We start from the raw sequence: 24,372 nt of genomic DNA, 5'->3' as shown, positions 1-24,372 counted from the left end.
GATTATCCGTCGATCAGGCTGCGGGCGTGGGCAAAGGCCTGCTCAGAAATAGCACCCCAACGGATGCCTTCCTGCCGTGCCTTGCGGAAGCTTTCAAACACCTTGCCGGTGGTCTCATCCGCTTTGGCTGCGTCGGCCAGTACTTCGGCTGAAAGTGTGCCAAGCGCGCGCAGGATATCGTCGCTGAAGCGTTTCAGTTGCACACCGTGTTCGTTTACAAGCGTGTCGAGCGCGCGGGCGTTGTTGGCATTAAACTCGGCAAACATCAGGTCATTCTCGGTTGCGGCAGCAGCGCGCACGATTTCCTGCTCACGCGGGCTCATATCTTCCCACAGCTCTTTATTGAGACCGAGGGAGAGCGAGGTGCCGGGCTCATGAATGCCGGGGTAATAATAGTTTTTCACAATGGTGTGGAAACCGAAAGCGAGGTCGTTCCATGGGCCGATCCACTCGCTTGCGTCAATATTGCCCTGGCTAAGCGCCTGGAAAATCTCGCCGCCCTGTTTGGTTACAGGGGTCGCGCCAAAGCGTTTCATCACTTCACCGCCAAGGCCGGGCATGCGAATGCGCAGACCTTGGAAGTCTTCAACGGAATGGATGTCTTTTTTGAACCAGCCGCCCATTTGCACGCCGGTGTTGCCTGCAAGGAAAGGCTTCACATTGAAACGGCCGGAAAGCTCGTCCCAAAGCTCTTGGCCGCCACCAAAGCGGATCCAGGCATTCATCTCATTTGCAGTCATGCCCATGGGCACAGCGGCGAAGAAGTTGAACGCGGGTGATTTGCCCTGCCAGTAATATTCTGCGGCGTGGTACATGTCCGCTTTGCCTTGGCTTACGGCGTCAAAACCGCCCAGCGCACCAACCAGTTCGCCCGCAGCGTATACTTTCACCGTGATGGAACCGTCCGACAGTGCTTCGATGCGCTTGGCAAGCCGTTCGGCACCTGTGCCGAGGCCGGGGAAGTTTTTCGGCCAGCTTGTCACCATCTTGAGCTGACGCCGTTTGGTCGCAACGGCGGGGCCGCTTGCGCCCGACTGCGCGTCGCCACTATCACAGGCGGCCAACATCGCGGCGCTGCCGACAAGGCCAGCGCCCTTGAGCAGCGAGCGACGATTTAACAGCTTGTCCGCCGCTTGTTGCGGCTTGGCTTTTTGTGATGGTGTGTGTTGGGCTTTTTTGCGCACAGATAACTCCCCCTGAACCGAATTTTTGGACAGCGGATGCAGCCAATATGGCATATGGCAGCTGTCGGCGCACAGTATAGAGTGCGCACCGGCTTGAGCAAGCAAAGAGCGGTTATTTTGGTGCTTCTTGGTCCTGAATTTCGAACCAGCCGTTTTGACCAAGGCGTTCCAGTGGCCTGAAGCGCCCCTTGTAGTTCATTTTGGGGCTGTCTTTGACCCAGTAACCCAAATAAACGTATGGCTGATTCGCATATCTCGCCCGCACGATATGATCATAGATCAGATAGGTGCCGAGGCTTCTGGAGGTTTCTTGTGTGTTGAAGAAGCTGTAAATCATCGAAAGGCCGTCGGACAGTTCGTCCGTCAGCGCGGTTGCCATCAGCTTGCCGTCAATTGCGCGGCGATATTCCACCAGCACAGTGGGCACCGGGCTGGTTTCCACCATGTCGCGGAACTCTTCCGCTGTCATATCGGCCATGGTGCCGTCCGCGTGCCGTTCCTCAAGATAGGTGCGCAAAAGTTCATATTGTTCGTCGGTAACGATGGGCGGCCGCACCTCAGCCTTGAGGTCTGAGTTGGATTTGGCCACCCGGCGCATCGAGCGTGTTGGCTTGAAGTCTTTTACCCGAACCCGGACAGATACGCATTCCGAGCACCCTTCGCACGCAGGGCGGTAAACCACAGACTGGCTGCGGCGGAAACCAACACGGCCCAGCGCTTCATTCAGCGCGGCGGCGTCTGGTCCTCTGAGTTCCGTAAAAACCTTGCGCTCAATCCGACCGTCGAGATACGGGCACGGCGAGGGTGCCGTGACGTAAAACTTCGGAAACTGGAGCCCTTGGTCTGTCATGAGTACATATTTCTCCTTGCCCTAGAGGAGACCATAGTACCACGGAACGAACAGGGAGAAAGTAATCCAGCACACAAAAATGAGCGGTGTACCGACTTTCATGAAATCAACAAAGCGATAATGCCCCGGTGCCATCACAAGAAGGTTGGTCTGATAGCTCATCGGTGTTGCGAAACTACAGTTCGCGCCGAATATCACCGCCAGCAGGAACGGCATGGGGTCAACCCCGAGTTCACTGGCGATTGAAACCGCAATTGGCGTGAAAAGAACTGCTGTGGCGTTGTTTGAGAGCACGTTTGTGAGCAGCGCCACAAGCAGGAAGAAGCCCGAGAGTAGCACAGCCACAGGCGCGCCGCGCAAGCTCTCGATCACCGCATGCGCGAGCCATGTGGCACCACCAGTGCCTTGCATGGCGGTGCCAAGCGCAAGGGCCGCACCAACGATGGTGAACACCCGGCGGTCAATGGCACGGCCAGCCTGCCGCACATTAAGGCAGCGGCTTGCCATCATCAGCGTGGCGCCCAGAAGGGACGCCACCACAATTGGCATGATTTCAAGCGCAGCTAGCGCCACAACGCCCGCAAAGATAGCGAGTGCCCGCCACGCAAATTCTTGCATTGGTACATCGCTCGCGGATGATTCCATCAAAAGAACGTCGCGGTTGTCCCTTAGCGCCAGTACAGCAGAGCGGCTACCCATTACGAGAAGCACGTCACCCGCTTCAAGCCGAAGCTGGGAGAGGGCTGCGCGGATCATGCGGCTACGGCGCTGTACGCCCAGCACGGAAACGCCGGTATCGGCCCTGAAGCCGGTTTGAGCAAGGGTGCGACCATCCATGCGCGAGGCTGGTGCCACGACGGCTTCTGCGATCACCCGGCGTTCACCGGCCTTGTCGTCCACATCCTCACCCTCGGCGCTTGAAACAAGGTCGGGTGAGGCGTTGAGAAGCTCGGTCATCACCGAGCGCGTGGCGGCCACAAGCACAACATCGCCCACTTCAAGCGTGATATCGTCATAAGGGGGCAACAGCTTTTCGCGACCGCGTTCAATCATGCGAACGGTCACGTCCTTGAGGCCGGGGAACATGCCCGCGACGGCTGACTGGCCCACGAGACCGTTATCGGGTGCGAGTTCCATCTGGAACAGGAACTGTTTACCGCCGCCACCAGCGAGGCGCTTGGCCAGGCCCGCGCGGTCCACAAGCAGGCGGGGCGCAATAACAATCACATAGATAAACCCGACAAAAGCGATCACGGCGCCAGGAATGGTGAAATCAAAAAAGCCGATGCCGCTGCCACCGGCCTGCTCATAGGCACCAATGGCCAAAAGGTTGGTGCTTGAGCCGATCTTGGTCATATTACCACCAAGGATGGCCGCAAAACTGAGCGGCATCATCACCATGGCTGCTTTTTTGCCAAGCCGTTCCGCGAGTGCTGCGAGGATAGGGATGAAGATCACCACCACAGGTGTGTTGTTCAACACGCCTGAGATCACCATAACGACAATAAGACAGGCCACGATAATAAGCCGCGGGAAGCTTTTCCCCAGCACCATCAGGAAGCGGGCAGGGCCGTTTAGCGCCCCGGTTTGCACCAGCCCTTGCCCCACAACAAGCAGTGCCATGATGGTAATAAGGGCGGGGTCTGCAAAGCCCTGCAGCAGGTCACGCCGGGTGATAAGCTGCTCGCCATCGGCGCTCATCATCGGGGCGATTTCAAAAACAAGCAGCAACAACGCAACCGTCGCGATGGAGGAAATCTCAAGCGGGATGCGGTCATAGGCGTAGGCCACGATTGCGCCCAGCACAATCGCGAAGGTCAGCCACATTTGAATGGTTGGTTCAACAAGATCCATAAACTTGGGGTATCCACGCGTGTTTAAAACAGCTTAAGGGAAATTGTTACAGGTCAGCCTCATGGCCGACAAGTCAAATCTGAACGGACAGCGCTAGTGCGCGCCATGAGCGAAACTTAAGGTCGTAAAGCGCTCTTGGTCTATTTTAGTTGGTCAGGTTAGGCGGTACAACCGGCGCTTCACGAAGAACGAGGATCGTGATCCTGCGATTCTCGGTTCTGTTAGGTTGGTCAGGGTAAAGTGGGTCAGTGCCCGCTTTGCCAATGACCTCAGAGAACCGATCCATTGATACACCGGATGTGTCAAGTTGCCTGCGGGCCGAATTCGCGCGGCCTGCGCTGAGCTCCCAGTTGGTTTCACCCTGCGGGCCGAAATATACTGCGCCGTCTGTATGGCCAAGGATAGTGATTCTGTTCGGCAAGGTCTGTACTGACTTGCCGATCTCGGTAATCATGCTTTTAGCGAAATCATACAGCTCATCGGTGCCGGATTTGAACATGGGGCGGCGGTCCTTGTCGATCAGCTGGATCTTCATGCCGTCTTCGGTGATCTCCATGATCAACTGATCCGCAACCTGCGACAGCTCGGGCGATTGCTGGATCGCCATTCTGAGTTGCTCTTGCAATTGGCTGAAAGCTGCGTCTTCTTGCGCCTGAATGCGCTTGGCCAGCGTGTCGTCAATACCGCCTGCTTCATCCGTGCCCCGGTTTTCTCCGTCATCCTCACCGCTTTGCGGTGGGCCGGGCACACTGATGGCGACAATAGGTGTCGGGTTCGAGCCAATCGCATCGGCAGAGGGCGCATTTACGGCGTCAGCACCTGTGCGGCCTGATACTGCGGCTGTCGTAGGGCTGAAATAGTCAGCAAGGCCAGCGAGTGTTTCGGGGGGCGCCACATTGAGAAGCCACAACAGCATGAAAAACGCCATCATCGCGGTGGTGAAGTCAGCATAAGCTACCTTCCAGGCGCCGCCATGGTGGCCGCCGCCCTGAACCTTCTTCACCTTCTTGATGATTGGGCGTACGTCATTGTCGTCGTTTTTCGCCACCCGTATCTCCCGGTTGTGGTGCGTATGTCGCCAAACTATGGCGCCTTAGTCTTACCAAAAGGATAACCGCCTGATTTCATTCTGTTAAGGAGAATCTGGCGGCCACCCCTTTTAGTGCGGATGCAGGATCAGGATATCCTCCGCCCCATCGGTCACATTACCACTTGCGGGGATAGTAATATATTCCACATCACGCCAGCGTGGGAACAGGTCATCAAACTCGCCTGAGAACGGATTGCCAGACTGGCCGGTTGGCAGCACATAGAGCGATTTGTTGAGGTCGCTCAGGTCAAAAATACCACGGTAGCTTGGCCCGAAGGTAGAGCGGTTGAGCGTGCTTTTGCTTTCGCTCACGCCAGCGACATTGATGGTGTTGCGGCTGCCCGAGATCGGCGTTTCAATTTCAAAAAAGGAAGATACTACGGGCACTTGGCTCATGGGTCTGTGTGACTGGGTCAGGATATGTTCATCCCCCCACTTCCACGTTGTCCAGTTGTCGTGCCGACGCACAGACAGGTTATGCACCGTATCCCTGAGCGCGGCTTTCGCAAGCTCACCGCAGGTCTCAATCTTATCTTCCGTGACAATATCATCACACCAGGCTGTGGCTGCCTCACGGTCAATTGGTGTCAGATGATAGTAGGCATCTGGCAGTTCAAAACCATCGGGGGCAGAAAACAAAAGGCTGTCGCGGATCAGGCGGGAACGAATGCCGGTGAAGTCTTCGGCCATACTGCCAAGCTCATCATTCATCAGGCGAGCCTGATAGCTGCGCATAAACTCGTGGAAGATCAGCGGCTCGGGCCTGTCTGCATCCATGGTGCCGTCCCACGCCAGAAGGGCGTCAGCGACCTCACCTTCACCGGCAAGATGAACCTTCAGTACGGGTAAAAGGTCCCGCGCCATGTCTGACACCACATCGCCATGAAGTGCTTTGAAACTATCGAGGTCATGCGGGGCAAGGCGTTCAAGTTCAGCCCGGATACGGTTGCCCCGGTACGGCAAAGCCCAGTCGCGGGTGATGAAATGCGGATAGTCACCATCAACGATTTTCTCGTTTGCGGTGGCGATCACACCGCCTTCCGGGTTGAAGTAGGTTGGCAATTCTTCATACGGGATGAAACCCTGCCAGTCGTATTTCGCGATCCAGCCCGGCGAGGGCAGGCGGCCCATGATCTCGTTATCGCTGTGGCGTACTGGCACTTGCGCAGGCGCATAATAGCCGATGTTGCCGTCGGTATCGGCGTAGATCATGTTCTGCTCAGGCCCGAAATAATATTGGCCAGCGGCTTTGAAGGCTTCAAAGTCCCGCGCTTGTGAGAGCTTGAGCAGTCCCGTGGGTGCGGTGTCTGTGTCGCCCAGCGCTGTCCATTGCAGCGCAAGCACATAGCCGTCCTCGATAAAGTTGGCGCGGTCACCCAGTACGTCAGACACCACGGGACCATGCCGTGTTTCCTTCACTGTCAGGTGTATGTCGTCACCACCCTTGACCTTGATAACCTCAACACGAGTGGTGAAATCAGCCGGGCCGTCAGGCGTCAGATATTGTGTACCGTCATCCCCCACCAGTTTCTCAACAAAAAGATCCTGAATATCAGGCGCTGTGTTGGTGAAGCCCCAGGCGATCTTGTCATTACGGCCCAGAATAACAGACGGCGTACCAGGGAAAGTGACCCCAATCACATTGGTGCCGGTTGTGGTGTTATGAAGCCGCGCCAGATACCAGATCGACGGTGTAGTCAACCCAAGGTGCGGGTCATTCGCCAGCAGTGGCATGCCGCTCTTGGTCATGCTGCCATCAACCACCCAGTTGTTGGAGCCGTAACCCTCCTGTTTCTCAGGCCCAACAAGCGCCGCTGCGCCATCAATGCCAGCGCGGGCGTATATAGCACCAAGATCAGGGAAGGGGCTTTCTTCATCACCCGGGTAGGGCGGATAAATAGAGCGCACCTGCGCTGGTGTGAGTTTGCTGAGGAGCTTGGCGCGTGAAAGCTCTGAACGCATGTTGCCAGACAAGTCCAGCCACATCATCTTCTGCCACACGAGGGTGTCAACCGGGCTCCATGGCTCGGGCTTTACGCCGGTGAGAACAAACTCTGGCGGCAATGCGCCCTTGCGGGTGCGCGCGTAAGCGTTCACACCGTTGGCATAAGCTTGCAGTGCGCTTCGCGTGGCTTCATCCAGGTTAGCCAATGCGCTTTCAGCCTTGCGGCGAAAACCAAGCGTGCGGAAGTAGCGGTCGAAACCAAGGCCTGCTTCGCCAAGCACTTCAGCCACGCGGCCATTACCAATGCGGCGGTTCATTTCCATCTGCCACAGGCGGTCTTGCGCGTGCACATAGCCTATCGCGAACTGGAGGTCATGTTCGCTCGCGGCACCAATATGCGGGATGCCGTGGGCATGACGCGCGATGGTAATGGGGGCCGTGGGGCCTTCAAGCGTGACCGTGCCGCTTACTTTTGGCAAGCTGCTTCGCATCCAGCCAAAGGCCAGAAACAGCACGCAGATTAGAAAAAGTAAGACGATAGACGACCATAATTTAACCGCGCGCATGTTTTTATTCTCCCCCGAAAGTGCATGCTGGACTTAAGGCCATGAGCCGCATAGGAACATAACCAAGCTTATCACCAACTAACCTTAATGGACCTTGAAGTCCATAAATAGTCAGCAAGGGAGCGTATCATGGCGAATGTTGCATTTCTGGGTTTGGGTGTCATGGGATATCCAATGGCGGGGCACCTTGCCGCCGCAGGGCACAATGTTACTGTTTTTAATCGAACTGGCGCCAAGGCCGAAGCCTGGGTTGAAGACTATGCTGACAAGGCGACGGGAGAGCTGTATGCCGCACCAACGCCTGCCGGTGCCGCAGCGGACGCTGACATCGTGTTTGCCTGCGTGGGGGCAGACAAGGACGTGGCCGAGGTTTGCGTGGGCCCGGAGGGCGCCTTTGACGCCATGAAACAGGGTGCGATTTTTGTTGACCACACCACGGCATCGGCCGATTGCGCCCGCACCATGGCTATAGCTGCAAAGCAGAAGGGCCTTGAGTTTATTGATGCGCCAGTCTCAGGCGGCGAAGCGGGGGCTGTGAACGGGGCGCTGACAGTGATGTGTGGCGGTGACGATGCGGCGTTCAAAACAGTGGAACCCGTGATCACGACCTATGCCAAGTCGGTCAAGCTTCTGGGTGCTGCGGGCGCTGGGCAGTTGACCAAAATGGTCAATCAGGTGTGTATCGCGGGCGTGGTGCAGGGCCTCGCGGAAGCACTGCATTTTGCTATGGAAGCCGGGCTTGACGCCAAGGCTGTGGTTGATGTGATCTCCAAAGGGGCGGCACAAAGCTGGCAGATGGAAAACCGGGCCGAGACCATGATCGACGGCAAGTTTGACTTTGGCTTTGCCGTTGACTGGATGCGCAAGGACCTTGGTATTGTGCTCAGTGAGGCAAACTCAATGGGTGTTTCCCTGCCGCTCACTGCCCTTGTGGACCAGTTTTACTGTGACGTGCAGAATATGGGCGGCAACAGAAACGATACCTCAAGCCTGATCCGCCGCTTTCGGGGATAAGGTTTAAGATCATTGCTTTACAGTGAGTTGAGGGCAGTGCGCGGGTGCTGCCCTTGCTTTTTGACTTTTAGTCATTATACTATAGGGGGTATAGTATAATGAGGTTTATGGGATGATTAATGCCAAGGACAAATCGGCGATGAAAGCTCGCCTTGCCCGCATTGAGGGGCAGCTTCGGGGTGTTCAGCGCTTGATAGACGTGGACGAGCCGGACTGTGAAATGGTGGTGCAGCAGATGGCTGCTGCCCGCAAGGCGATGGATAAAGCAGCGCACACCATGCTCGCCTGCATTATCGAAGCGCACATCAGGGCGGGTGAGGCAGATGATCTGGCTGACCTAGGTGCCTTGATCAGCAAATATGCTTAAACGTTAGGAGTTACTCATGGTTTTACAGATTGATGTTGCGGAGTTCTGCTCGGAGCGTGAGCTGAACAAGGCGCTTTTTGTGATCGACGTCAGAACTGAGGCCGAGCATGCGGCCTGCCATGTCCCGGGTGTGAGGCTATATCCGCTTCAGAGTTTTGACCCTGCAGTAGTGCTGGCGGATGCAGGTAAAGCCGGTGCAGATACCCCCATCTATGTTTTGTGTAAAGGCGGTGGGCGGGCACAGCAGGCTGCTGTTAAGCTGGCGGCTGCAGGGTCGGGGCACCCGGTCGTTGTTGTGGCAGGGGGCACGGATGCCTGTAAGGCGTTTGGTGTGCCAGTGAACGAGGGCAGGGCCGTGATGTCGCTTGAGCGGCAGGTGCGGATTGCCGCTGGTGGCCTTGTGCTTGCGGGCGCTGTTCTTGGATATCTGATCAACCCGGGCTTTTTTGCCCTTTCTGGATTTGTAGGCGCGGGGCTTATGTTTGCCGGTATCACAGACACCTGCGCCATGGGTATGATGCTCGCCCGCATGCCCTGGAACAAAGTGACAGCATAGGAGGCGTGAATGTTTTTCAGACAATTGTTTGACGAAGAAAGCTGGACCTTTACCTATCTTCTGGCTGATGAAGATACCCACGAGGCAGTGATAATCGACCCGGTTTTGGGGCAGATGTCGCTGTATCAGAGGTTGCTGGGGGAATATGGCCTCAAGCTCAAATATGCCGTTGATACCCACGTGCATGCGGACCATGTCACGGCGCTTGGCGCGCTGCGTGATGAATATGGCGTGGAAAGCGTGCATGGTGTGGGCTCGGGCGCTGCCTGTGTTTCCCGCTTTATTGCGGATGGCGAGGAACTGACCTTCGGACAATATAAGCTGCAAGCCATCGCTACACCGGGCCACACCGATGACAGTTACAGCTTCCTAATGCGAGACGGGAAGCGCACCATGGTTTTCACGGGCGATACGCTGCTTATTCGCGGCACAGGTCGCACAGACTTCCAGAACGGGGACGCGGGCATGCAGTATGATAGCCTTCAGGGGAAACTGCTAACCTTGCCGGACGATACGATCGTCTATCCGGCGCACGACTATAAAGGCATGAATGAAAGCCGTATTGGTGAGGAAAAGGCCCATAACCCCCGCCTTCAGGTGGCGGATAAAGCGGCCTATATTGCCCTGATGGATAGCCTTGACCTGCCCAACCCCAAGTTCATGGATGTGGCGGTGCCTGCAAACCTTGAGTGCGGGAATGTGTGATTCTGCTGTTTTTTCGCGGGTTTCTGCACTTTCCCGTTGACTTTACCCCGGCTTTCCCATATTCCCCGCCCGTTAATGAATGGCCAAGGCAATGGTGATTTTGGCCGCACGGGTACTATAGTGCATCAGTTTTCGGACCGCACACGCCCGTGGCGCTTATTTGAAAGGAGCGATTCGCATGTCCAAGCGTATCCAAGCGAAATATAAAATTGACCGCCGTATGGGCGAAAACATCTGGGGCCGTGCCAAGTCTCCAGTGAACAGCCGGGAATACGGCCCAGGTCAACACGGTCAGCGCCGTAAAGGCAAGCTGTCTGACTTTGGTATCCAGCTGCGCGCCAAGCAAAAGCTGAAAGGTTACTACGGTAACATCACCGAGAAACAGTTCCGTCGTTACTACGATGAAGCTGACCGCCGCAAAGGCGACACCGGTGAGAACCTGATTGGTATTCTTGAGTGCCGTCTGGACGCTATCGTATACCGTGCCAAGTTCGTGCCGACCGTGTTTTCCGCGCGTCAGTTCGTAAACCACGGCCACGTTCTCGTGAACGGCAAGCGCTGTAACATCCCATCACGCCTGCTGCGTCCTGGTGACGTTGTTGAAGTTCGTGAGAAATCACGCGGCGTTCCAATGGTGATCGAAGCTGGTCAAAGCCCAGAGCGTGAGACCCCGGAATACCTGACGGTTGATGCTTTTAAAGCAACCTACGTTCGTATCCCGACACTGGACGAAGTACCGTACCCAGTGATCATGGAACCGAACCTCGTGGTGGAATTCTACTCCCGTTAATCCGGGGGATGAACCACTTCGAAAGGTCTGGACATTCTATAGAGAAGGCCGCTTGCAGATGCAGGCGGTCTTTTTCTTTGGCTGTAGGGCGGCGCGATCAATCCTGAGAAGATGAGCCGCTGCGTCTCAGCTGGCGTCTACCACCGTTTCCTGAGAGTGGCATACTGTTGCGCCACGTATTGGTGCTTTTGCAGCGTCGGCAAAGCCGCTGGCCAGACCACTCGCTAAGAAAGGGTGTCTCACAGCGAAGGCAGAGCCGGTCCTTTGGGGTGTCCCATGCAGGTTGCGCCTCAACCGCCATCTGAGCGGGTCGGTTTGGCCTTCGGGCCTTAGCTTTACCCTCGCTTCTGATATCAATCATCGGCGACACACTTGTCTTGCTCACGCCGAAGCGGTTTGTCGCAGGTCCAATCGTTGCCGGTATAATCGAGATGAGCGCCTGCTGGCAGCTTAATAGTGGCGCAGTCGGTGCGTGTGGCGCGGTATCCACGTTCGCATTTGAAGCCGGCGCCGTAGGATTCGTCGACAAAATAGCCGTTCGTGGGGATGGGGATAAGCACACAGGTGTTGGAGACATTCTGATACCCACGCTCGCATTTCCAGCCCAGCCCGAACGACGAGCCGGTGAGATAGGCGTTCAAGGGTACAGCGACGGCGTTACAGCGGTCGTTTTCCCTTTGGAAGCCACGTTCGCACTGCCAATCGGCTTCATATGACGAATAGCTCAAAAAAGCGTTTTCAGGAACGTTGATGGCCACGCATGTGTCTGCTGTTGCTTGAAAGCCGCGTACACATTCCCAGCCGGAACCATAGGCGGTGTCGGTCAGGTAGGCATTTGGCGGCAAGGTAACCTGAACGCACAGGCTTTCCTGTTCCCTGTATCCACGCTCACATTTCCAGCCAGCACCATATGTGGTCTCTGCCAGATAGGCTTTATCGGGTATCTGGATAGCTTGGCATTCCATGCCACTTTCCCTGAAACCACGCCTACACTCCCAGCCGCGCCCATAGGATTTGTTGGTCAGATAAGCATTTGCAGGGAGCGTGACAGCAACGCACTCGTTGCCTGTTTTCTGGTAGCCGCTATCGCAATCCCAGCTGTTGCCATAGCCTTGTGCGTGGGCGTTTGCGGGGATTCTGGTCGTTTGTTCTTCAGCCATCACAGCCGCACCGGCATATAGCAGCAGCATGGAAAGAGCGAAGACATAAGCGACAATATCGCGTGGCTTGTAAGTCGTGGTCATGGTTTTTCCTTGGGTCAAGCTTGCGCGGGCGCGGGTGCGCCAAAATGGTCCAGGGCAGGCTTAACTGTTGTGTCGGCGGCGAAGGCCATCGGGATGGTTTTTCTCGTGGCGCTGCGGCAGAGCATCACTCATCCACATCATGCCTTCGTCTTCCGCGCGCTCAATGGCGTCGCGGTCCGTCTTGTTAGCTAATTCTGAAGGTCTGACTGCCTGAAGCAACTTCAAGGTGGTAGTCTCATCGCGCTTGAGCGCGGCTTCCAGCTCTTTTGGTGTGATTGTGAGATATTCCATCACACCTGGATGGGCGACCTCAGCATGAAGATGCAGAGTTGCCTGCATGCGGCGGAAGGCGGGGATGAAGAGATTGGGCAACAGGTCCTCTTCATATTCTACCTTATATGCGCCCGCAGGCAGGCTTTTTTTATAGCCGTAAACCACAAAGGGGTGTTGGAAAGTCACCATGTTTTCAGTCGTGCGTGTGATCATGATAGCCCTCTCGAGGGGATGATATGTCCGCGCATGGTGAGCTACTCCGTCACCGCTTGGACTATTTGGATTTAGCGACGACAGGTGTATCGGCTGTTGTTGCCTTGATTTCAGCTGCAGCAGGCGCTGCATCTTTCACGGAGGCAGCTTGCTTTTTTGGGGGGCTGGTTTTTGAATTGAACATATCTTTGAATGACATATTAAATACCTTTTTATTAGTTCATTAAATCATTGTTTATTATGTTTGTTTTATATTTTTATTTACAATAGTTAGGTATTTTATTTATTTAATTAAATAATTTGACACTGTATTTGTTAGTTTATTTTCCATTTATTTATAAATTGCTGCCTTGTGCATCACAGCATTCTGTATTTATATGCGTTCGTCAAATCAAAGACTGTTTGAAGGAAATACGATGCGCGAATTGAACCTCAGGCATGTGCGGGATGAAGATGGCCCGGCGCTGATTGAACTGATCGGCAGCATTTTTGGCGAATATGAAGGTGTCTACCTTGAGCCAGATGGGCTGGACAGTGACCTGAACGCCTACGCAAGCTATATAGAGGCTGAAGGCGGTGAGGGGTTTGTTGTTGAGGGCGAAGACGGCCTTCTGGCCTGTGTTTCCTATAGCCAGATCGAAGGCACCCAGTATCAGCTCAAGCGCATATATCTGAGTGCTGGTCTGCGTGGCTCCGGCATGGGGCTCAAACTTCTGCACCATGTGGAAACATTGGCAAAAGCCCGTGGTGCCGCAACGATGGAGTTGTGGTCCGATACCCGGTTTACCCGCGCGCACCGCTTCTATGAGCGCGAAGGCTACGTCAAACAGGCAAAAACCCGAGACCTGCACGACAGCTCAAACACCACCGAGTTTCAATTCATCAAGACGCTGTAGGCTTTGCAGCCTTTGATTGATTTATTTGTCTCATAAATTGCAAATATATTCGCCAATGCGTCAGTTTCGAATGAAACAAAAAAATAATGTTCTAAGTATTTGAAAATTAGTAAAATTTTAAACTGTTCAGGTAATTCTGTGTCTTGAGGCTAGTAAGCCCTCAAGAGTAGATACAAGCATGAAACTTTGCGCTCACCATGCAAAGTCACCCTGGGGGTGATGGCTAACCAGACCTCGCTTTGACTGCACCAGCATTCCAAAGAGGTCCTAAATGCTTAAGTTAAATGGGTTGCGTATATCTACCCGCCTACCACTTGTTGTTATCCTGATCGTTGTTCTCACCTCCACTGTGGTCTCGCTCTTTGCCTTTTTTCAGGCAGGTGGAGAGGTCAGTACTCAAGTGAAGGACCGGCTTTCTGCCGTGTTGGACGCCAGAAAATCTGAACTGCAGGGATATCTGTCCTCGATTGAGGAGGATATGCGTCTTGTGGCGTCAAACCCTCATACGCGGGAGGCGCTCGGTGCCTTTGCCACTGGTTGGCAGGACATGGGTGGCAACCCGGGGCCCTTGTTGCAACAGCTTTATATCGAAGAGAACCCCCATCCGACGGGCGAGAAAGACAAGCTCTATAGCGCAGGCGACGGTTCAGGTTATAGCGAGGCCCATGCGCGCTTCCATCCGTGGTTTCATGCGCTGCAACAACGCCGCGGTTATTATGATGTTTTCCTTTTGGATATAGAAGGCAACCTTGTTTACTCCGTTTTCAAGGAGCTGGACTATGCCACCAACCTGAACGACGGCAAGTGGCGAGCCACTGACCTTGGGAATGCATTTCGCGCGGCGATGAAGGCGGGCCCAACCGGGAAAGACAGTTTTTTTGATTTCAAGGCTTACGCACCAAGCCACGGCGCACCCGCGAGCTTTATCTCTCAAGCTGTTGCGGACGAGAGCGGCAATACCATGGGTGTGCTGGTGTTCCAGATGCCGATTGAGCGCATCAACAATATCATGCAAAAAACCGCAGGCATGGGCGAAAGCGGGGAAACCTATATTGTTGGGCAAGACCATTTCATGCGGTCCGACAGTCGCTTCTCAGAGAAAAGTACCATCCTGAATGTGAAGGTTGCCGGTGAAACCGTGGAAGCGGGCCTGCGCGGCCAGTCAGGTGTGCAGGAAATTGAAGATTACCGCGGGATTGATGTGGTTTCTGCTTATGTGCCGGTTGAGTTTCTCGGCACCAAATGGGTGCTGATCGGTGAGCTTGATGTGGCGGAGATGGACGCGCCTATCGTTTCCATGGGTTGGTTCCTCATGCTTATTGCGGCGCTGTTTGCACTGATCATTGGCGTACTTGGCTTTTTCTTCGCGCGCACTATCACCCGCCCGATCCACAATATGGTCGGCGTGATGGGTGAGCTGGCAGACGGCAACGATGAAGTCACCGTGCCGCATCAGGACTATAGCGATGAAATCGGCGATATGGCCAAGGCTGTTGGCATCTTCAAGGATAACCTGCTTGAGCGCAGCCGCTTGCGTGAGCAAGCCGACCGTGAAGCGGCAGAGCGTGCAGAACTTGATGAACGCCATCGCCGCGAGGAAGCGGAACGGCTGGAGCAGGAGCGTGAGCGTGAGCGGGTTGAGGCCGAAGCCAAGGAAGCCCGCGTGAACGAGATGGGTGCGCTGATCGTGGCCTTTGACGAAAAAACGTCAGAACTGCTCACCACCGTTTCTGCTGCTGCCAACGAGCTTGAGCGCACAGCCCAGTCAATGACCGGCACGGCAGAGCACACGAACGAACTGTCTGCCACCGTGGCTGCGGCGGCTGAGGAAGCCACCGTGAACGTGCAGACCGTTGCCAGCGCGACCGAAGAGCTGAGCGCCTCCATCACTGAGATCGGCCAACAGATCGAACGCTCAAACGCCGCTAATATGTCTGCCGCAGAAAAAGCGGAAGAGGCGGGCGGCGTGATGTCTGAGCTTGAACACGCCTCGCAAGAAATCACCGACGTTGTGAAGCTTATTAATGATATCGCTGAGCAAACCAACCTGCTGGCCCTGAACGCTACCATTGAGGCTGCACGGGCGGGTGACGCAGGCAAGGGTTTTGCCGTGGTTGCCTCTGAGGTCAAGTCACTGGCCGGGCAAACCGCAAAAGCAACAGACCAGATCGAGCAGCAGATCCGTGCGGTGCAGGATAAAACCTCGGTGGCCAGCCGCTCGATGGATGCGATCCGCAAAGCGGTACAGGAAACGGCAGAGCTGGCATCTGCAGTTGCGGCCGCTATTGAGCAGCAGCGTGCCGCGACGGGCGAGATTGCCCGCAACGTGCAGGAAGCAGCCACGGGCACACAGGACGTGAACCGCAATATCGTCAGCGTGTCCGAAGGCGCGTCTGAAACCATGGCTGCGTCTGGTCAGGTGCTCACGGCGTCGCATGAGGTGTCGGGCGTGTCCACATCGCTCAAAACCTCGGTTGAAGATTTCCTCGGTAACATCCGCAACGTGATGAGGGCTTAGAAGCCGCTCAAGGCCAGCCTTTCAAGGAGTTGAATATGAGAAAAACACAGAAAAATCAGCAACATGCGGCGGCAGCCAAGGCGCAATCGGTGCCGGGAACAGCCAGGCTCAAGCGCGCCCTGTTGTGGCTTACTATCGGCTTTGGTGTTGCCGGTGCCATGGCGCTGAATGCGGGCGGTGCGCGGGCGCAGGATAGCTCTGGCCTGTCCCTTTCCGCCAATGCGGCGATCACAAGCGATTACCGCTTCCGGGGTATCTCGCTCTCGGACAAGGATTTTGCCATTCAGGGCGGTTTTGACGCCGAACATGAAAGTGGCTTTTACCTGGGCACATGGGGCAGCTCGATTGAGAGTTACGCAGGTTCCGAGTTTGAGCTGGATATTTATGGCGGGTACGCAAGCGAGATTGGCGGCTTGTCCACCGATATCGGCCTTTTGGCATACACATATCCCGGTTCAAGCGGCACCTATTATCTTGAAGTATATGGCTCTGTGGGTGGTGAAATGGGGCCTGCAAGCTGGACGCTCGGGGGTGCCTATGTCTGGGCACAGGAAAACACCGGCGACGCAGATAATATCTACCTGTATCTGGACGGTGAGATGCCGCTTGGCAACAGCCCGTTCTCCCTCATGGGGCATCTGGCCTATGAAGACGGCGCCTTTGGCAGCAACAAGTGGGACTGGAACGCAGGCGTGGGCTATAATTTTGAGCAGTTCACCTTGTCGCTTCAATATGTGGATACCAATGTGGATACCCGCGAAGGCAAGGGCGGGGTTGTGGCTATGTTAAGCGCCAGCTTCTAAACCTATTGGGAGCAGGCGCCATCAGGCGGGGCGGGCGTGCAGCTATGCGCGCCCGCTTTTTTTATGTTATGGGTGGCTTTGATATTCTGCAGCTCATTTTTTCGGGTCGCTTTTTCTGGATCGCTTTTTCGGGGAAAGCCCTTGCGAGCGCGCGCCCGGGGGCGTACATAAGGCACTTCAACTTAACTGCGTTCCGAGGGGAGCCCGCCGCTTTGGCTGAGGGCTGAGAGTCTGCAAAATATCGGTGCAGAGACCCTTAGAACCTGATCTGGCTAACACCAGCGCAAGGGACGGAGCAATCATATGCCTGATACAGCAAACCAAAGCTTTAATATTACGACCGGCGAACTGCCGGGCTCGAAAAAGATTTACGTGCGGTCTGAACTGGACCCCACCATCCGCGTACCGATGCGGGAAATTCACCTGCATCCCTCGGCCAACGAGGTACCGGTGCGTGTCTATGACACCTCAGGGCCATATTCTGACCCCACAGCCAATATCGACATCTATGAAGGCCTCAAGGACCTGCGCCGGGCGTGGGTTGAAGGCCGTGGTGACGTGGAAGAATACGAAGGCCGCGAGATCAAGCCGGAAGATAACGGCAAGGTGGAAGGCGACTATCTGGCGCCTGAATTCCCGGTAAAAAAACGCCCGCTGCGGGCACGCGAAGGCGCCAATGTGAGCCAGATGCACTATGCCCGCAAAGGCCTGATCACGCCTGAGATGGAATATGTGGCTGTGCGCGAAAACCTTGGCCGTAAGGTGACGGCTGAGAAGCTGAAGCGCGACGGTGACCCCATGGGCGCCAATATCCCGGATTATATCACGGCTGAGTTCGTGCGGGACGAGATCGCCGCTGGCCGTGCCATTATTCCCAATAACATCAACCACCCGGAAACCGAGCCGATGATCATCGGCCGTAACTTCCTCGTTAAAATCAACGCCAACATCGGCAACTCGGCGGTCAGCTCTTCCATCGCGGAAGAGGTGGACAAAATGGTCTGGGCCACCCGCTGGGGCGCGGATACAGTGATGGACCTTTCCACAGGCCGCAACATTCACAACACGCGGGAATGGATCATCCGCAACTCACCTGTGCCTATTGGCACCGTGCCGATCTATCAGGCGCTTGAGAAGGTGGACGGCGTGGCCGAAGACCTGACGTGGGAGATTTACCGCGATACGCTGATTGAGCAGTGTGAGCAGGGCGTTGACTATTTCACCATTCACGCGGGCGTGCGCCTGCCGTTCATCCACCTGACCGCCAAGCGTGTCACCGGGATTGTTTCCCGCGGTGGCTCAATCATGGCGAAATGGTGTCTGGCGCACCACAAGGAAAGCTTCCTCTACACTCACTTTGAGGATATCTGCGAGATCATGAAACGCTATGACGTTTCCTTCTCCCTTGGGGATGGCTTGCGCCCTGGCTCGATTGCTGATGCGAACGACGAAGCTCAGTTTGCTGAGCTGCGCACCCTTGGTGAGCTGACCAAAATCGCATGGAAACATGATGTACAGGTGATGATCGAAGGCCCCGGCCACGTGGCCATGCACAAGATCAAGGAAAACATGGAAGAGCAATTGAAGCACTGCCATGAAGCGCCGTTCTACACCCTCGGGCCGCTCACAACCGATATCGCACCGGGGTATGACCATATCACGTCGGCCATTGGCGCCGCGCAGATCGGCTGGTACGGCACGGCAATGCTGTGTTACGTCACGCCGAAGGAACACCTTGGCCTGCCGGACCGCAACGACGTGAAAGTGGGTGTGATCACCTACAAGCTTGCGGCTCACGCGGCAGATTTGGCCAAAGGTCACCCGGCATCGCAGCTCAGGGACGACGCGGTTTCCCGCGCGCGGTTCGAGTTCCGCTGGGAAGACCAGTTCAACCTGAGCCTCGACCCTGAAACAGCGCGTGACTATCACGACCAGACCTTGCCCAAGGAGGCGCACAAAGTGGCGCACTTCTGTTCCATGTGTGGGCCCAAATTCTGCTCGATGAAAATCACGCAGGAAGTGCGGGACTTCGCCGCCGCGAAAGAGGAAGCGGAGACCGGCATGAAACAGATGTCGGAAGAGTTCAAAAAACGCGGCGCAGACCTCTACCTGCCTGCGGAAGAGGTTGAAGCTGCGGAGTAGGTGACATTGGCGTGCCCGCGAAGGCGGGCATAGCCTACCGGACACGTCATTCTCGCCGCCATGCTTGTCATTCCGGCCCTCACTTCCGTCATTCCCGCGCAGGCGGGAATCCAGTGTAAAGGGCGAGGCACTACCAAGCCGCCCACATTTCTGGACCCCGCCTTCGAGGGCGGTGACGGTACGGGATTACAACCTTGACGAAAACACAAAGGCCGGGGCACTCGCTCCGGTCTTTTTATTTCTAACACAGATTGACTTTGGTCATGGTAGAGTGAGGGCCACCCGTGGCATTCTCTCTCAATGGCTTCTCGCATCGCTCACCTATCCGAGCAGATGGCGGGGAGTATGGTCGCAGCGGAAATCCAGCCAGAGGCAGTCATCAATAGTTCCACTGACTGTCATCAAGGAAACAAATTTAGCGCCGCGCCTGCGCCATAGTAAGGTTGTTCCCATGTCAAGACAGTCAGCCCCCGACATCCCCGCTGGCCGTCCCAAAACAGATTGGAGCCTATCATGGATGAAAAAATCAAAACTGCAGGCAAATGCCCGGTGATGCACGGCGGCAATACCGCAAGCAGCGCGTCGAACAAGGATTGGTGGCCCAACGCCCTCAATTTCGACATCCTGCACCAGCATGACGTGAAGTCGAACCCCATGGGGCCGGACTTCAACTACCGCGAAGAACTGAAAAAACTGGATGTTGATGCGCTGAAGGCAGACCTGCACGCGCTGATGACCGACAGTCAGGACTGGTGGCCGGCGGATTGGGGCCACTATGGCGGCCTGATGATCCGCATGTCGTGGCACGCGGCCGGGTCTTACCGCATGGCGGATGGCCGTGGTGGTGGCGGCAGCGGCAACCAGCGTTTTGCGCCGCTCAACAGCTGGCCCGATAACGTGAACCTTGATAAAGCCCGCCGCCTTTTGTGGCCGATCAAGAAAAAATACGGCAATAAAATCAGCTGGGCTGACCTCATCATCCTCGCGGGCACCATCGCCTATGAGAACATGGGCCTGAAAACTTACGGCTTTGCTTTTGGCCGCGAAGATATCTGGCACCCGGAGAATGACACCTATTGGGGTGCTGAAAAAGAATGGCTTGGCGCCACGCGGTATGACGGCGAAGGCGATGACCGCACAAGCCTTGAAAACCCGCTGGCCGCTGTGCAAATGGGCCTCATATACGTGAACCCCGAGGGCGTGGGCGGCAACCCTGACCCTTTGAAAACCGCGCATGACGTGCGCGAAACCTTTGCCCGCATGGCGATGGATGACGAAGAAACCGTCGCGCTGACCGCAGGCGGCCATACAGTTGGCAAAACCCACGGCAACGGTGACGCAGCAAACCTGGGGCCGGACCCTGAAGGCGCCCCGCTTGAAGATCAGGGCATGGGCTGGATCAATAAAACCACTCGCGGCATCGGTCGCAACACGGTCACCAGCGGTATTGAAGGCGCGTGGACAACCCACCCCACCAAGTTTGACGGCGGATTCTTCGACATGCTGTTCGGCCATGAGTGGGAGCTGAAAAAAAGCCCCGCAGGCGCATGGCAGTGGGAGCCGGTAGACATTGCCGAGGAAGACAAGCCCGTTGATGTTGAAGACCCCTCCATCCGCTATAACCCGATCATGACAGACGCCGACATGGCGATGATCAAAGACCCGGCCTACCGCAAGATATCTGAGCGGTTCCAGGACGACCCCGACTATTTCCGCGAAACTTTCGCCCGTGCATGGTTCAAGCTCACGCACCGCGATATGGGGCCGCGCGTGCGTTACATTGGCCCGGATGTACCGAAGGAAGACCTGATCTGGCAGGACCCGATCCCCGAAGGCCCATCGGGCTATGACGTGGCGGCGGTGAAAGCCAAAATCGCGGCAAGCGGCCTGAGCGTTGCTGAGCTTGTCAGCACCGCGTGGGACAGTGCCCGCACCTTCCGGGGCTCGGACATGCGCGGCGGTGCCAATGGGGCCCGCATCCGCCTTGCCCCCCAAAAGGACTGGGAAGGCAATGAGCCAGCCCGCCTGGCCAAAGTGCTGAAGGTGCTGGAAGGCATCGCGGCTGAGCATGGCGCCAGCGTGGCGGACGTTATCGTGCTGGCCGGTAATGTGGGCGTTGAGCAGGCAGCAAAAGCCGCTGGCCACACCGTTACCGTGCCGTTTGAGCCGGGCCGGGGTGATGCCACCGATGAGATGACTGACGCCGCATCCTTTGATGTGCTGGAGCCTATCCACGACGGTTTCCGCAACTGGCTCAAGAAAGACTATGCGGTCAGCCCTGAGGAGCTGCTACTCGACCGTGCGCAACTCATGGGCCTCACGGCGCATGAAATGACCGTGCTGATCGGCGGCATGCGCATGCTGGGCACCAACCATGGCGGCACAAAACACGGTGTGTTCACAGACCATAAAGGCGCGCTCACGAATGACTTTTTCGTGAATGTGACAGACATGGCCTACACGTGGAAACCGAAGGGCGAAAACCTCTATGAGGTGGTGGAACGCGCAACCGGCACCGTGCGGTGGACAGCCACCCGCATCGACCTTGTTATCGGCTCAAACTCTATATTGCGGGCCTATGCTGAGCTGTATGCGCAGGACGATAGCGCAGGCAAGTTTGTTGCAGACTTTGTGCGCGCCTGGACCAAGGTGATGAACGCAGACCGGTTTGATCTGGCGGCGTAAACTTAACACCCATCCTCACCTCCGCATCAGCGGGGGTGAGGATGGGGGGACCATACTACCAGCATACAACCTTTACACCGGCGTCCGCACACGTCATTGCGGCAGCCACAAACGTCACTCCCACAGCCATGCCGGTAATCCCCTCGCATACACACGTCATTCCCGCTCTCTCACCCGTCATTCCCGCGAAGGCGGGAATCCAGTGTAAAGGGCGGGCTTTCCCCAAACCCTTCTGGACCCCCGCCTTCGCGGGGGTGACGGCATGAGTAGGTTTTACACTTACACGCTTGACGAGAACGCAAAGGCCGAGGCACCATGCTCAGGTCTTTTTTATTGGGGGGCTGTATGCAGACTAGATATTTGGGTGACACGCATGATTGCATTAAATATGCGTTGTTAAGGCATTTGGTTCGAGAGACCGGTCTATCTCTTGGGGTCAATTGGTATCTGACCGATCCAGCAGAGGTCGACGCTGCAGGCAATAATCATGGAGAGAAGCGCCATCACTTGAACGGCACACGCTGGAAGACCTTGGACGCCGAGGTGTTGACCCACTTAGATCGTTTTAGTGAACCGGCTGAACGCACACTGGAAAATATACAGACGGCTGGCGTACTGCCCGAAAATAGTCAGTTTTATGGGAATGTCTTGGGAAAGGAAGATCGGGAGGCGTGGCACCTAAAGGCTTGCCAGGCTATGCGATCGTCCGAACTGGTTTTTCTTGATCCAGACAATGGGTTTCAGGTGCCATCAATGAGTAGAAGTAAAGCTCCCAAATACGCCCTGTATGAGGAATTTCAAGACTATATTAATGCAGGAAAAACAGTGGTTTCGATTCAGTTTGCGCGCCAGTGCGACCCGATTAAAAGAGCGACCATGATAAGCCAAACCCTCAGTATCATGATGTCAGACGCCGATATTTTTCCGGTCGTGCGTGGCCGGGTCGCTCCCAACATTCTTTTCTTTACCGCTTCCCTAAAGGGGCAAGGAGAGGAGACCAAGCAGGCTCTTCACAGTTTTGTAAGGCAGCACCGAGAGAAGGTCACAAATGGCACACCATTGGTAGAACTCGTGACTGGTTAGAATTATTTGATAGGTTTGATGTGGTCGTGTTCAGGTGAATGAGGATAGCAGGCCTTGACGCTCTCCCGCCCTACTGGGCATGCTGCCCGCGTTTGATATAAAAATAACACGGGAATGGTATGCCTAACCCATTGAACAGGCGCGGATTTTTATGATATCGCGCTGGTGCAATGGGTTTGGTGGCAGGCAGCTATCCAATCGCCTCAGCTGCCTCGTCCCTGAGGCCGCGCAGGCGGTTGAGCCAGCCGCTTTCGGGGCTCAGCTCAAGTGTGTTGCCCTTGGCGATGATGCCAAAATCGGGGTTGCCGTCACCGGGGGTGAGGGCAATCTCCATATTGCCGCCAAGTGATACCGTGGCTTTCACGTCCGTGACACCTTCCGGCAGCACATCAAGCGCAACGGCTTTACCGTCATAGGCCGCTTCATAGAGCAGGCGCTGTTTGGGCACCATTATTTCGCGAAGCTCCGTATAGGTTACGCCCACATCAAGGCTTGCGGGCACGTCTTCATCGATCACCCGGCCAGAGGGGTCGCGCACACAGTCGCCCGCGTTCTCAAGCTTTGCCTTCAACTGGAAGGCCTTTTCACTCACGGCATCAAGGCCTGAGAACAGCGCTTTTGCCGCTTTCCGCACCACACGGGTTTCAATCGTGCTGGTGTCGATCATCCAGCCATCTGCTGCCTCGACACCCCACACAAGATTTTCGCTTGGTGTGCAGGGTGCATTGGCGCGCTCGAACGTGCGGTTCACCGTGCGCCGTTCAACGCTGGGGGAGGGCACATGGCCATAAACCTTGAGACGCGCGGGCTCTGGTTTCATGGCTGCGATGATATCATCAGTGGACTTGTCCACCACCTCCGTGGGGCCAAAATAACCAGGGCCAGCAATCCGCGCCACATAGCGGAACGGGATGATGAAATTATTCTGGGCGAAGCCGCGTTCCTGCCCCTTGACGACGCCGACGATGCGGCCATCCTCCAGATACACCGGGCTGCCGCTTTGCCCCGATTTGAACTGCATGTTGGTGACCCACAGGTAAAGGTGCCCGCTGGGGCCGTCAAACGCGTTGATCTTGCCGTCGCCTGTCATGTAGCTGTAGCCTTCCGGGAAGCCCATGGTGTAGACGGGTGTTTGCGCGAGTGTGATGTCAGTCTGATAGGCGAAATCGGGCCGTACATGGTTGAACTTATGGCCAAAACTGCCACGCACCCTGAGGACCAGAAGGTCTTTCGTCGCATCAAGAAAATCAACTTCTGCCGGGCGCTTCTCGCTCGCATATATGTCCCCCATATGCACGGTGATGGTGAGCGTTGATGGCTCATAGTTGCCAAGGGCTTCCAGCAGATGATGGTTGGTGACCATGGTGCCAAAGCGGTCAATGAAAAAGCCGGTGGCGTGGCTTTCAACCGGCACGCCGGGGCTGAGGGTATCTTCCGCCATCAGGGCTTTGGCCACCACATAGCCCAGTGCTTTTGAGACCTGCTCATGGGTTTGCTGCACACCTTGGGCGTGAAGCGCCTGCGCTGTGCTGATCGCCAGCACAGCGGTAAGGCTCAAGGTGAGGAAAGAGTGTTTCATCTTGAGTGGCCCGGA

At 55.9% G+C, this 24,372-nt stretch carries 20 protein-coding genes and 1 riboswitch; of the genes, 12 read left to right on the top strand and 8 right to left on the bottom strand.

What is annotated here, in order from left to right:
- Nucleotides 1-2 precede the first annotated feature (2 nt).
- The 5 genes from ACOOGA_RS01625 to ACOOGA_RS01605 all read right to left on the bottom strand — a co-directional run bounded on the left by ACOOGA_RS01625 (nt 3) and on the right by ACOOGA_RS01605 (nt 7,489).
- Entirely contained in the window at nt 3-1,184 is a 1,182-nt protein-coding gene (locus ACOOGA_RS01625) for a TRAP transporter substrate-binding protein (protein ID WP_417461052.1), read from the bottom strand.
- Between the two features lie 112 nt (nt 1,185-1,296).
- Nucleotides 1,297-2,034 (bottom strand): arginyltransferase, encoded by a 738-nt coding sequence (locus ACOOGA_RS01620; protein ID WP_417461051.1) that lies wholly within the window; start codon nt 2,032-2,034, stop codon nt 1,297-1,299.
- Nucleotides 2,035-2,055: 21 nt separating this feature from the next.
- On the bottom strand, nt 2,056-3,888 hold the full coding sequence (locus ACOOGA_RS01615; RefSeq protein WP_417461050.1) for an SLC13 family permease: 1,833 nt from the start codon (nt 3,886-3,888) through the stop codon (nt 2,056-2,058).
- A gap of 145 nt (nt 3,889-4,033) precedes the next feature.
- Nucleotides 4,034-4,936, bottom strand: coding sequence for a flagellar motor protein MotB (locus ACOOGA_RS01610; protein WP_417461049.1), 903 nt, complete (start codon nt 4,934-4,936; stop codon nt 4,034-4,036).
- Nucleotides 4,937-5,047: 111 nt separating this feature from the next.
- The gene (locus tag ACOOGA_RS01605) at nt 5,048-7,489 is read right to left on the bottom strand and encodes a penicillin acylase family protein (protein ID WP_417461048.1); all 2,442 of its coding nucleotides are present in this window, start codon (nt 7,487-7,489) and stop codon (nt 5,048-5,050) included.
- A gap of 129 nt (nt 7,490-7,618) precedes the next feature.
- On the opposite strand from ACOOGA_RS01605, the gene ACOOGA_RS01600 reads away from it, so the two are divergent.
- The 5 genes from ACOOGA_RS01600 to rpsD all read left to right on the top strand — a co-directional run bounded on the left by ACOOGA_RS01600 (nt 7,619) and on the right by rpsD (nt 10,921).
- A complete protein-coding gene (locus ACOOGA_RS01600; protein ID WP_417461047.1) occupies nt 7,619-8,503 on the top strand; it encodes an NAD(P)-dependent oxidoreductase in 885 nt (294 codons plus the stop codon).
- A 139-nt stretch (nt 8,504-8,642) separates the two neighbouring features.
- Nucleotides 8,643-8,870, top strand: coding sequence for a metal-sensing transcriptional repressor (locus ACOOGA_RS01595; protein WP_417461046.1), 228 nt, complete (start codon nt 8,643-8,645; stop codon nt 8,868-8,870).
- Nucleotides 8,871-8,886: 16 nt separating this feature from the next.
- A complete protein-coding gene (locus ACOOGA_RS01590) occupies nt 8,887-9,426 on the top strand; it encodes a rhodanese-like domain-containing protein (RefSeq protein ID WP_417461045.1) in 540 nt (179 codons plus the stop codon).
- Nucleotides 9,427-9,435: 9 nt separating this feature from the next.
- Nucleotides 9,436-10,131, top strand: coding sequence for an MBL fold metallo-hydrolase (locus ACOOGA_RS01585; protein ID WP_417461044.1), 696 nt, complete (start codon nt 9,436-9,438; stop codon nt 10,129-10,131).
- Nucleotides 10,132-10,309: 178 nt separating this feature from the next.
- A complete protein-coding gene (gene rpsD, locus ACOOGA_RS01580; RefSeq protein ID WP_417461043.1) occupies nt 10,310-10,921 on the top strand; it encodes a 30S ribosomal protein S4 in 612 nt (203 codons plus the stop codon).
- A gap of 353 nt (nt 10,922-11,274) precedes the next feature.
- Here the strand turns inward: rpsD and ACOOGA_RS01575 are convergent, their stop codons facing one another.
- Nucleotides 11,275-12,165, bottom strand: a complete 891-nt coding sequence (locus tag ACOOGA_RS01575; RefSeq protein ID WP_420429337.1) for a hypothetical protein — start codon at nt 12,163-12,165, stop codon at nt 11,275-11,277.
- A 60-nt stretch (nt 12,166-12,225) separates the two neighbouring features.
- Nucleotides 12,226-12,651 (bottom strand): hypothetical protein, encoded by a 426-nt coding sequence (locus ACOOGA_RS01570; protein ID WP_417461041.1) that lies wholly within the window; start codon nt 12,649-12,651, stop codon nt 12,226-12,228.
- 23 nt (nt 12,652-12,674) lie between these two features.
- On the opposite strand from ACOOGA_RS01570, the gene ACOOGA_RS01565 reads away from it, so the two are divergent.
- The 7 genes from ACOOGA_RS01565 to ACOOGA_RS01535 all read left to right on the top strand — a co-directional run bounded on the left by ACOOGA_RS01565 (nt 12,675) and on the right by ACOOGA_RS01535 (nt 22,778).
- On the top strand, nt 12,675-12,878 hold the full coding sequence (locus ACOOGA_RS01565) for a hypothetical protein (RefSeq protein ID WP_417461040.1): 204 nt from the start codon (nt 12,675-12,677) through the stop codon (nt 12,876-12,878).
- Between the two features lie 189 nt (nt 12,879-13,067).
- Nucleotides 13,068-13,547 (top strand): GNAT family N-acetyltransferase, encoded by a 480-nt coding sequence (locus ACOOGA_RS01560; protein ID WP_420429335.1) that lies wholly within the window; start codon nt 13,068-13,070, stop codon nt 13,545-13,547.
- A 271-nt stretch (nt 13,548-13,818) separates the two neighbouring features.
- Nucleotides 13,819-16,065 carry a methyl-accepting chemotaxis protein gene (locus ACOOGA_RS01555; RefSeq protein WP_420429333.1) on the top strand — a complete coding sequence of 749 codons (2,247 nt, stop codon included), beginning with the start codon at nt 13,819-13,821 and terminating at the stop codon, nt 16,063-16,065.
- Between the two features lie 35 nt (nt 16,066-16,100).
- On the top strand, nt 16,101-16,868 hold the full coding sequence (locus ACOOGA_RS01550; protein WP_420429331.1) for a TorF family putative porin: 768 nt from the start codon (nt 16,101-16,103) through the stop codon (nt 16,866-16,868).
- Nucleotides 16,869-17,054: 186 nt separating this feature from the next.
- A riboswitch (TPP riboswitch) is annotated at nt 17,055-17,176 on the top strand.
- A complete protein-coding gene (gene thiC, locus ACOOGA_RS01545) occupies nt 17,172-19,010 on the top strand; it encodes a phosphomethylpyrimidine synthase ThiC (RefSeq protein ID WP_417461036.1) in 1,839 nt (612 codons plus the stop codon). (Overlaps the previous riboswitch by 5 nt.)
- 513 nt (nt 19,011-19,523) lie before the next feature.
- Nucleotides 19,524-21,695, top strand: coding sequence for a catalase/peroxidase HPI (katG, locus tag ACOOGA_RS01540; protein ID WP_420429329.1), 2,172 nt, complete (start codon nt 19,524-19,526; stop codon nt 21,693-21,695).
- A gap of 345 nt (nt 21,696-22,040) precedes the next feature.
- Complete coding sequence (locus tag ACOOGA_RS01535) at nt 22,041-22,778, top strand: hypothetical protein (RefSeq protein WP_420429327.1); 738 nt, start codon at nt 22,041-22,043, stop codon at nt 22,776-22,778.
- A 190-nt stretch (nt 22,779-22,968) separates the two neighbouring features.
- On the opposite strand, the gene ACOOGA_RS01530 is transcribed toward ACOOGA_RS01535, so the two are convergent.
- Nucleotides 22,969-24,357, bottom strand: coding sequence for a S1 family peptidase (locus ACOOGA_RS01530; protein WP_420429325.1), 1,389 nt, complete (start codon nt 24,355-24,357; stop codon nt 22,969-22,971).
- Between the last annotated feature and the right edge of the window lie 15 nt (nt 24,358-24,372).

This window comes from Kordiimonas sp., from assembly GCF_965216265.1.
In the GTDB taxonomy this organism is placed as follows: domain Bacteria; phylum Pseudomonadota; class Alphaproteobacteria; order Sphingomonadales; family Kordiimonadaceae; genus Kordiimonas.
This window is presented reverse-complemented; position numbering and strand designations above follow the sequence as displayed.

Coding starts and splice junctions, on each gene's coding strand:
- ACOOGA_RS01530 (WP_420429325.1), bottom strand. CDS start 24,357: ATGAAACACTCTTTCCTCACCTTGAGCCTTACCGCTGTGCTGGCGATC.
- ACOOGA_RS01570 (WP_417461041.1), bottom strand. CDS start 12,651: ATGATCACACGCACGACTGAAAACATGGTGACTTTCCAACACCCCTTT.
- ACOOGA_RS01600 (WP_417461047.1), top strand. CDS start 7,619: ATGGCGAATGTTGCATTTCTGGGTTTGGGTGTCATGGGATATCCAATG.
- ACOOGA_RS01620 (WP_417461051.1), bottom strand. CDS start 2,034: ATGACAGACCAAGGGCTCCAGTTTCCGAAGTTTTACGTCACGGCACCC.
- rpsD (WP_417461043.1), top strand. CDS start 10,310: ATGTCCAAGCGTATCCAAGCGAAATATAAAATTGACCGCCGTATGGGC.
- ACOOGA_RS01550 (WP_420429331.1), top strand. CDS start 16,101: ATGAGAAAAACACAGAAAAATCAGCAACATGCGGCGGCAGCCAAGGCG.
- ACOOGA_RS01565 (WP_417461040.1), top strand. CDS start 12,675: ATGTCCGCGCATGGTGAGCTACTCCGTCACCGCTTGGACTATTTGGAT.
- ACOOGA_RS01595 (WP_417461046.1), top strand. CDS start 8,643: ATGAAAGCTCGCCTTGCCCGCATTGAGGGGCAGCTTCGGGGTGTTCAG.
- katG (WP_420429329.1), top strand. CDS start 19,524: ATGGATGAAAAAATCAAAACTGCAGGCAAATGCCCGGTGATGCACGGC.
- ACOOGA_RS01560 (WP_420429335.1), top strand. CDS start 13,068: ATGCGCGAATTGAACCTCAGGCATGTGCGGGATGAAGATGGCCCGGCG.
- ACOOGA_RS01585 (WP_417461044.1), top strand. CDS start 9,436: ATGTTTTTCAGACAATTGTTTGACGAAGAAAGCTGGACCTTTACCTAT.
- thiC (WP_417461036.1), top strand. CDS start 17,172: ATGCCTGATACAGCAAACCAAAGCTTTAATATTACGACCGGCGAACTG.
- ACOOGA_RS01605 (WP_417461048.1), bottom strand. CDS start 7,489: ATGCGCGCGGTTAAATTATGGTCGTCTATCGTCTTACTTTTTCTAATC.
- ACOOGA_RS01615 (WP_417461050.1), bottom strand. CDS start 3,888: ATGGATCTTGTTGAACCAACCATTCAAATGTGGCTGACCTTCGCGATT.
- ACOOGA_RS01575 (WP_420429337.1), bottom strand. CDS start 12,165: ATGACCACGACTTACAAGCCACGCGATATTGTCGCTTATGTCTTCGCT.
- ACOOGA_RS01535 (WP_420429327.1), top strand. CDS start 22,041: ATGCAGACTAGATATTTGGGTGACACGCATGATTGCATTAAATATGCG.
- ACOOGA_RS01590 (WP_417461045.1), top strand. CDS start 8,887: ATGGTTTTACAGATTGATGTTGCGGAGTTCTGCTCGGAGCGTGAGCTG.
- ACOOGA_RS01555 (WP_420429333.1), top strand. CDS start 13,819: ATGCTTAAGTTAAATGGGTTGCGTATATCTACCCGCCTACCACTTGTT.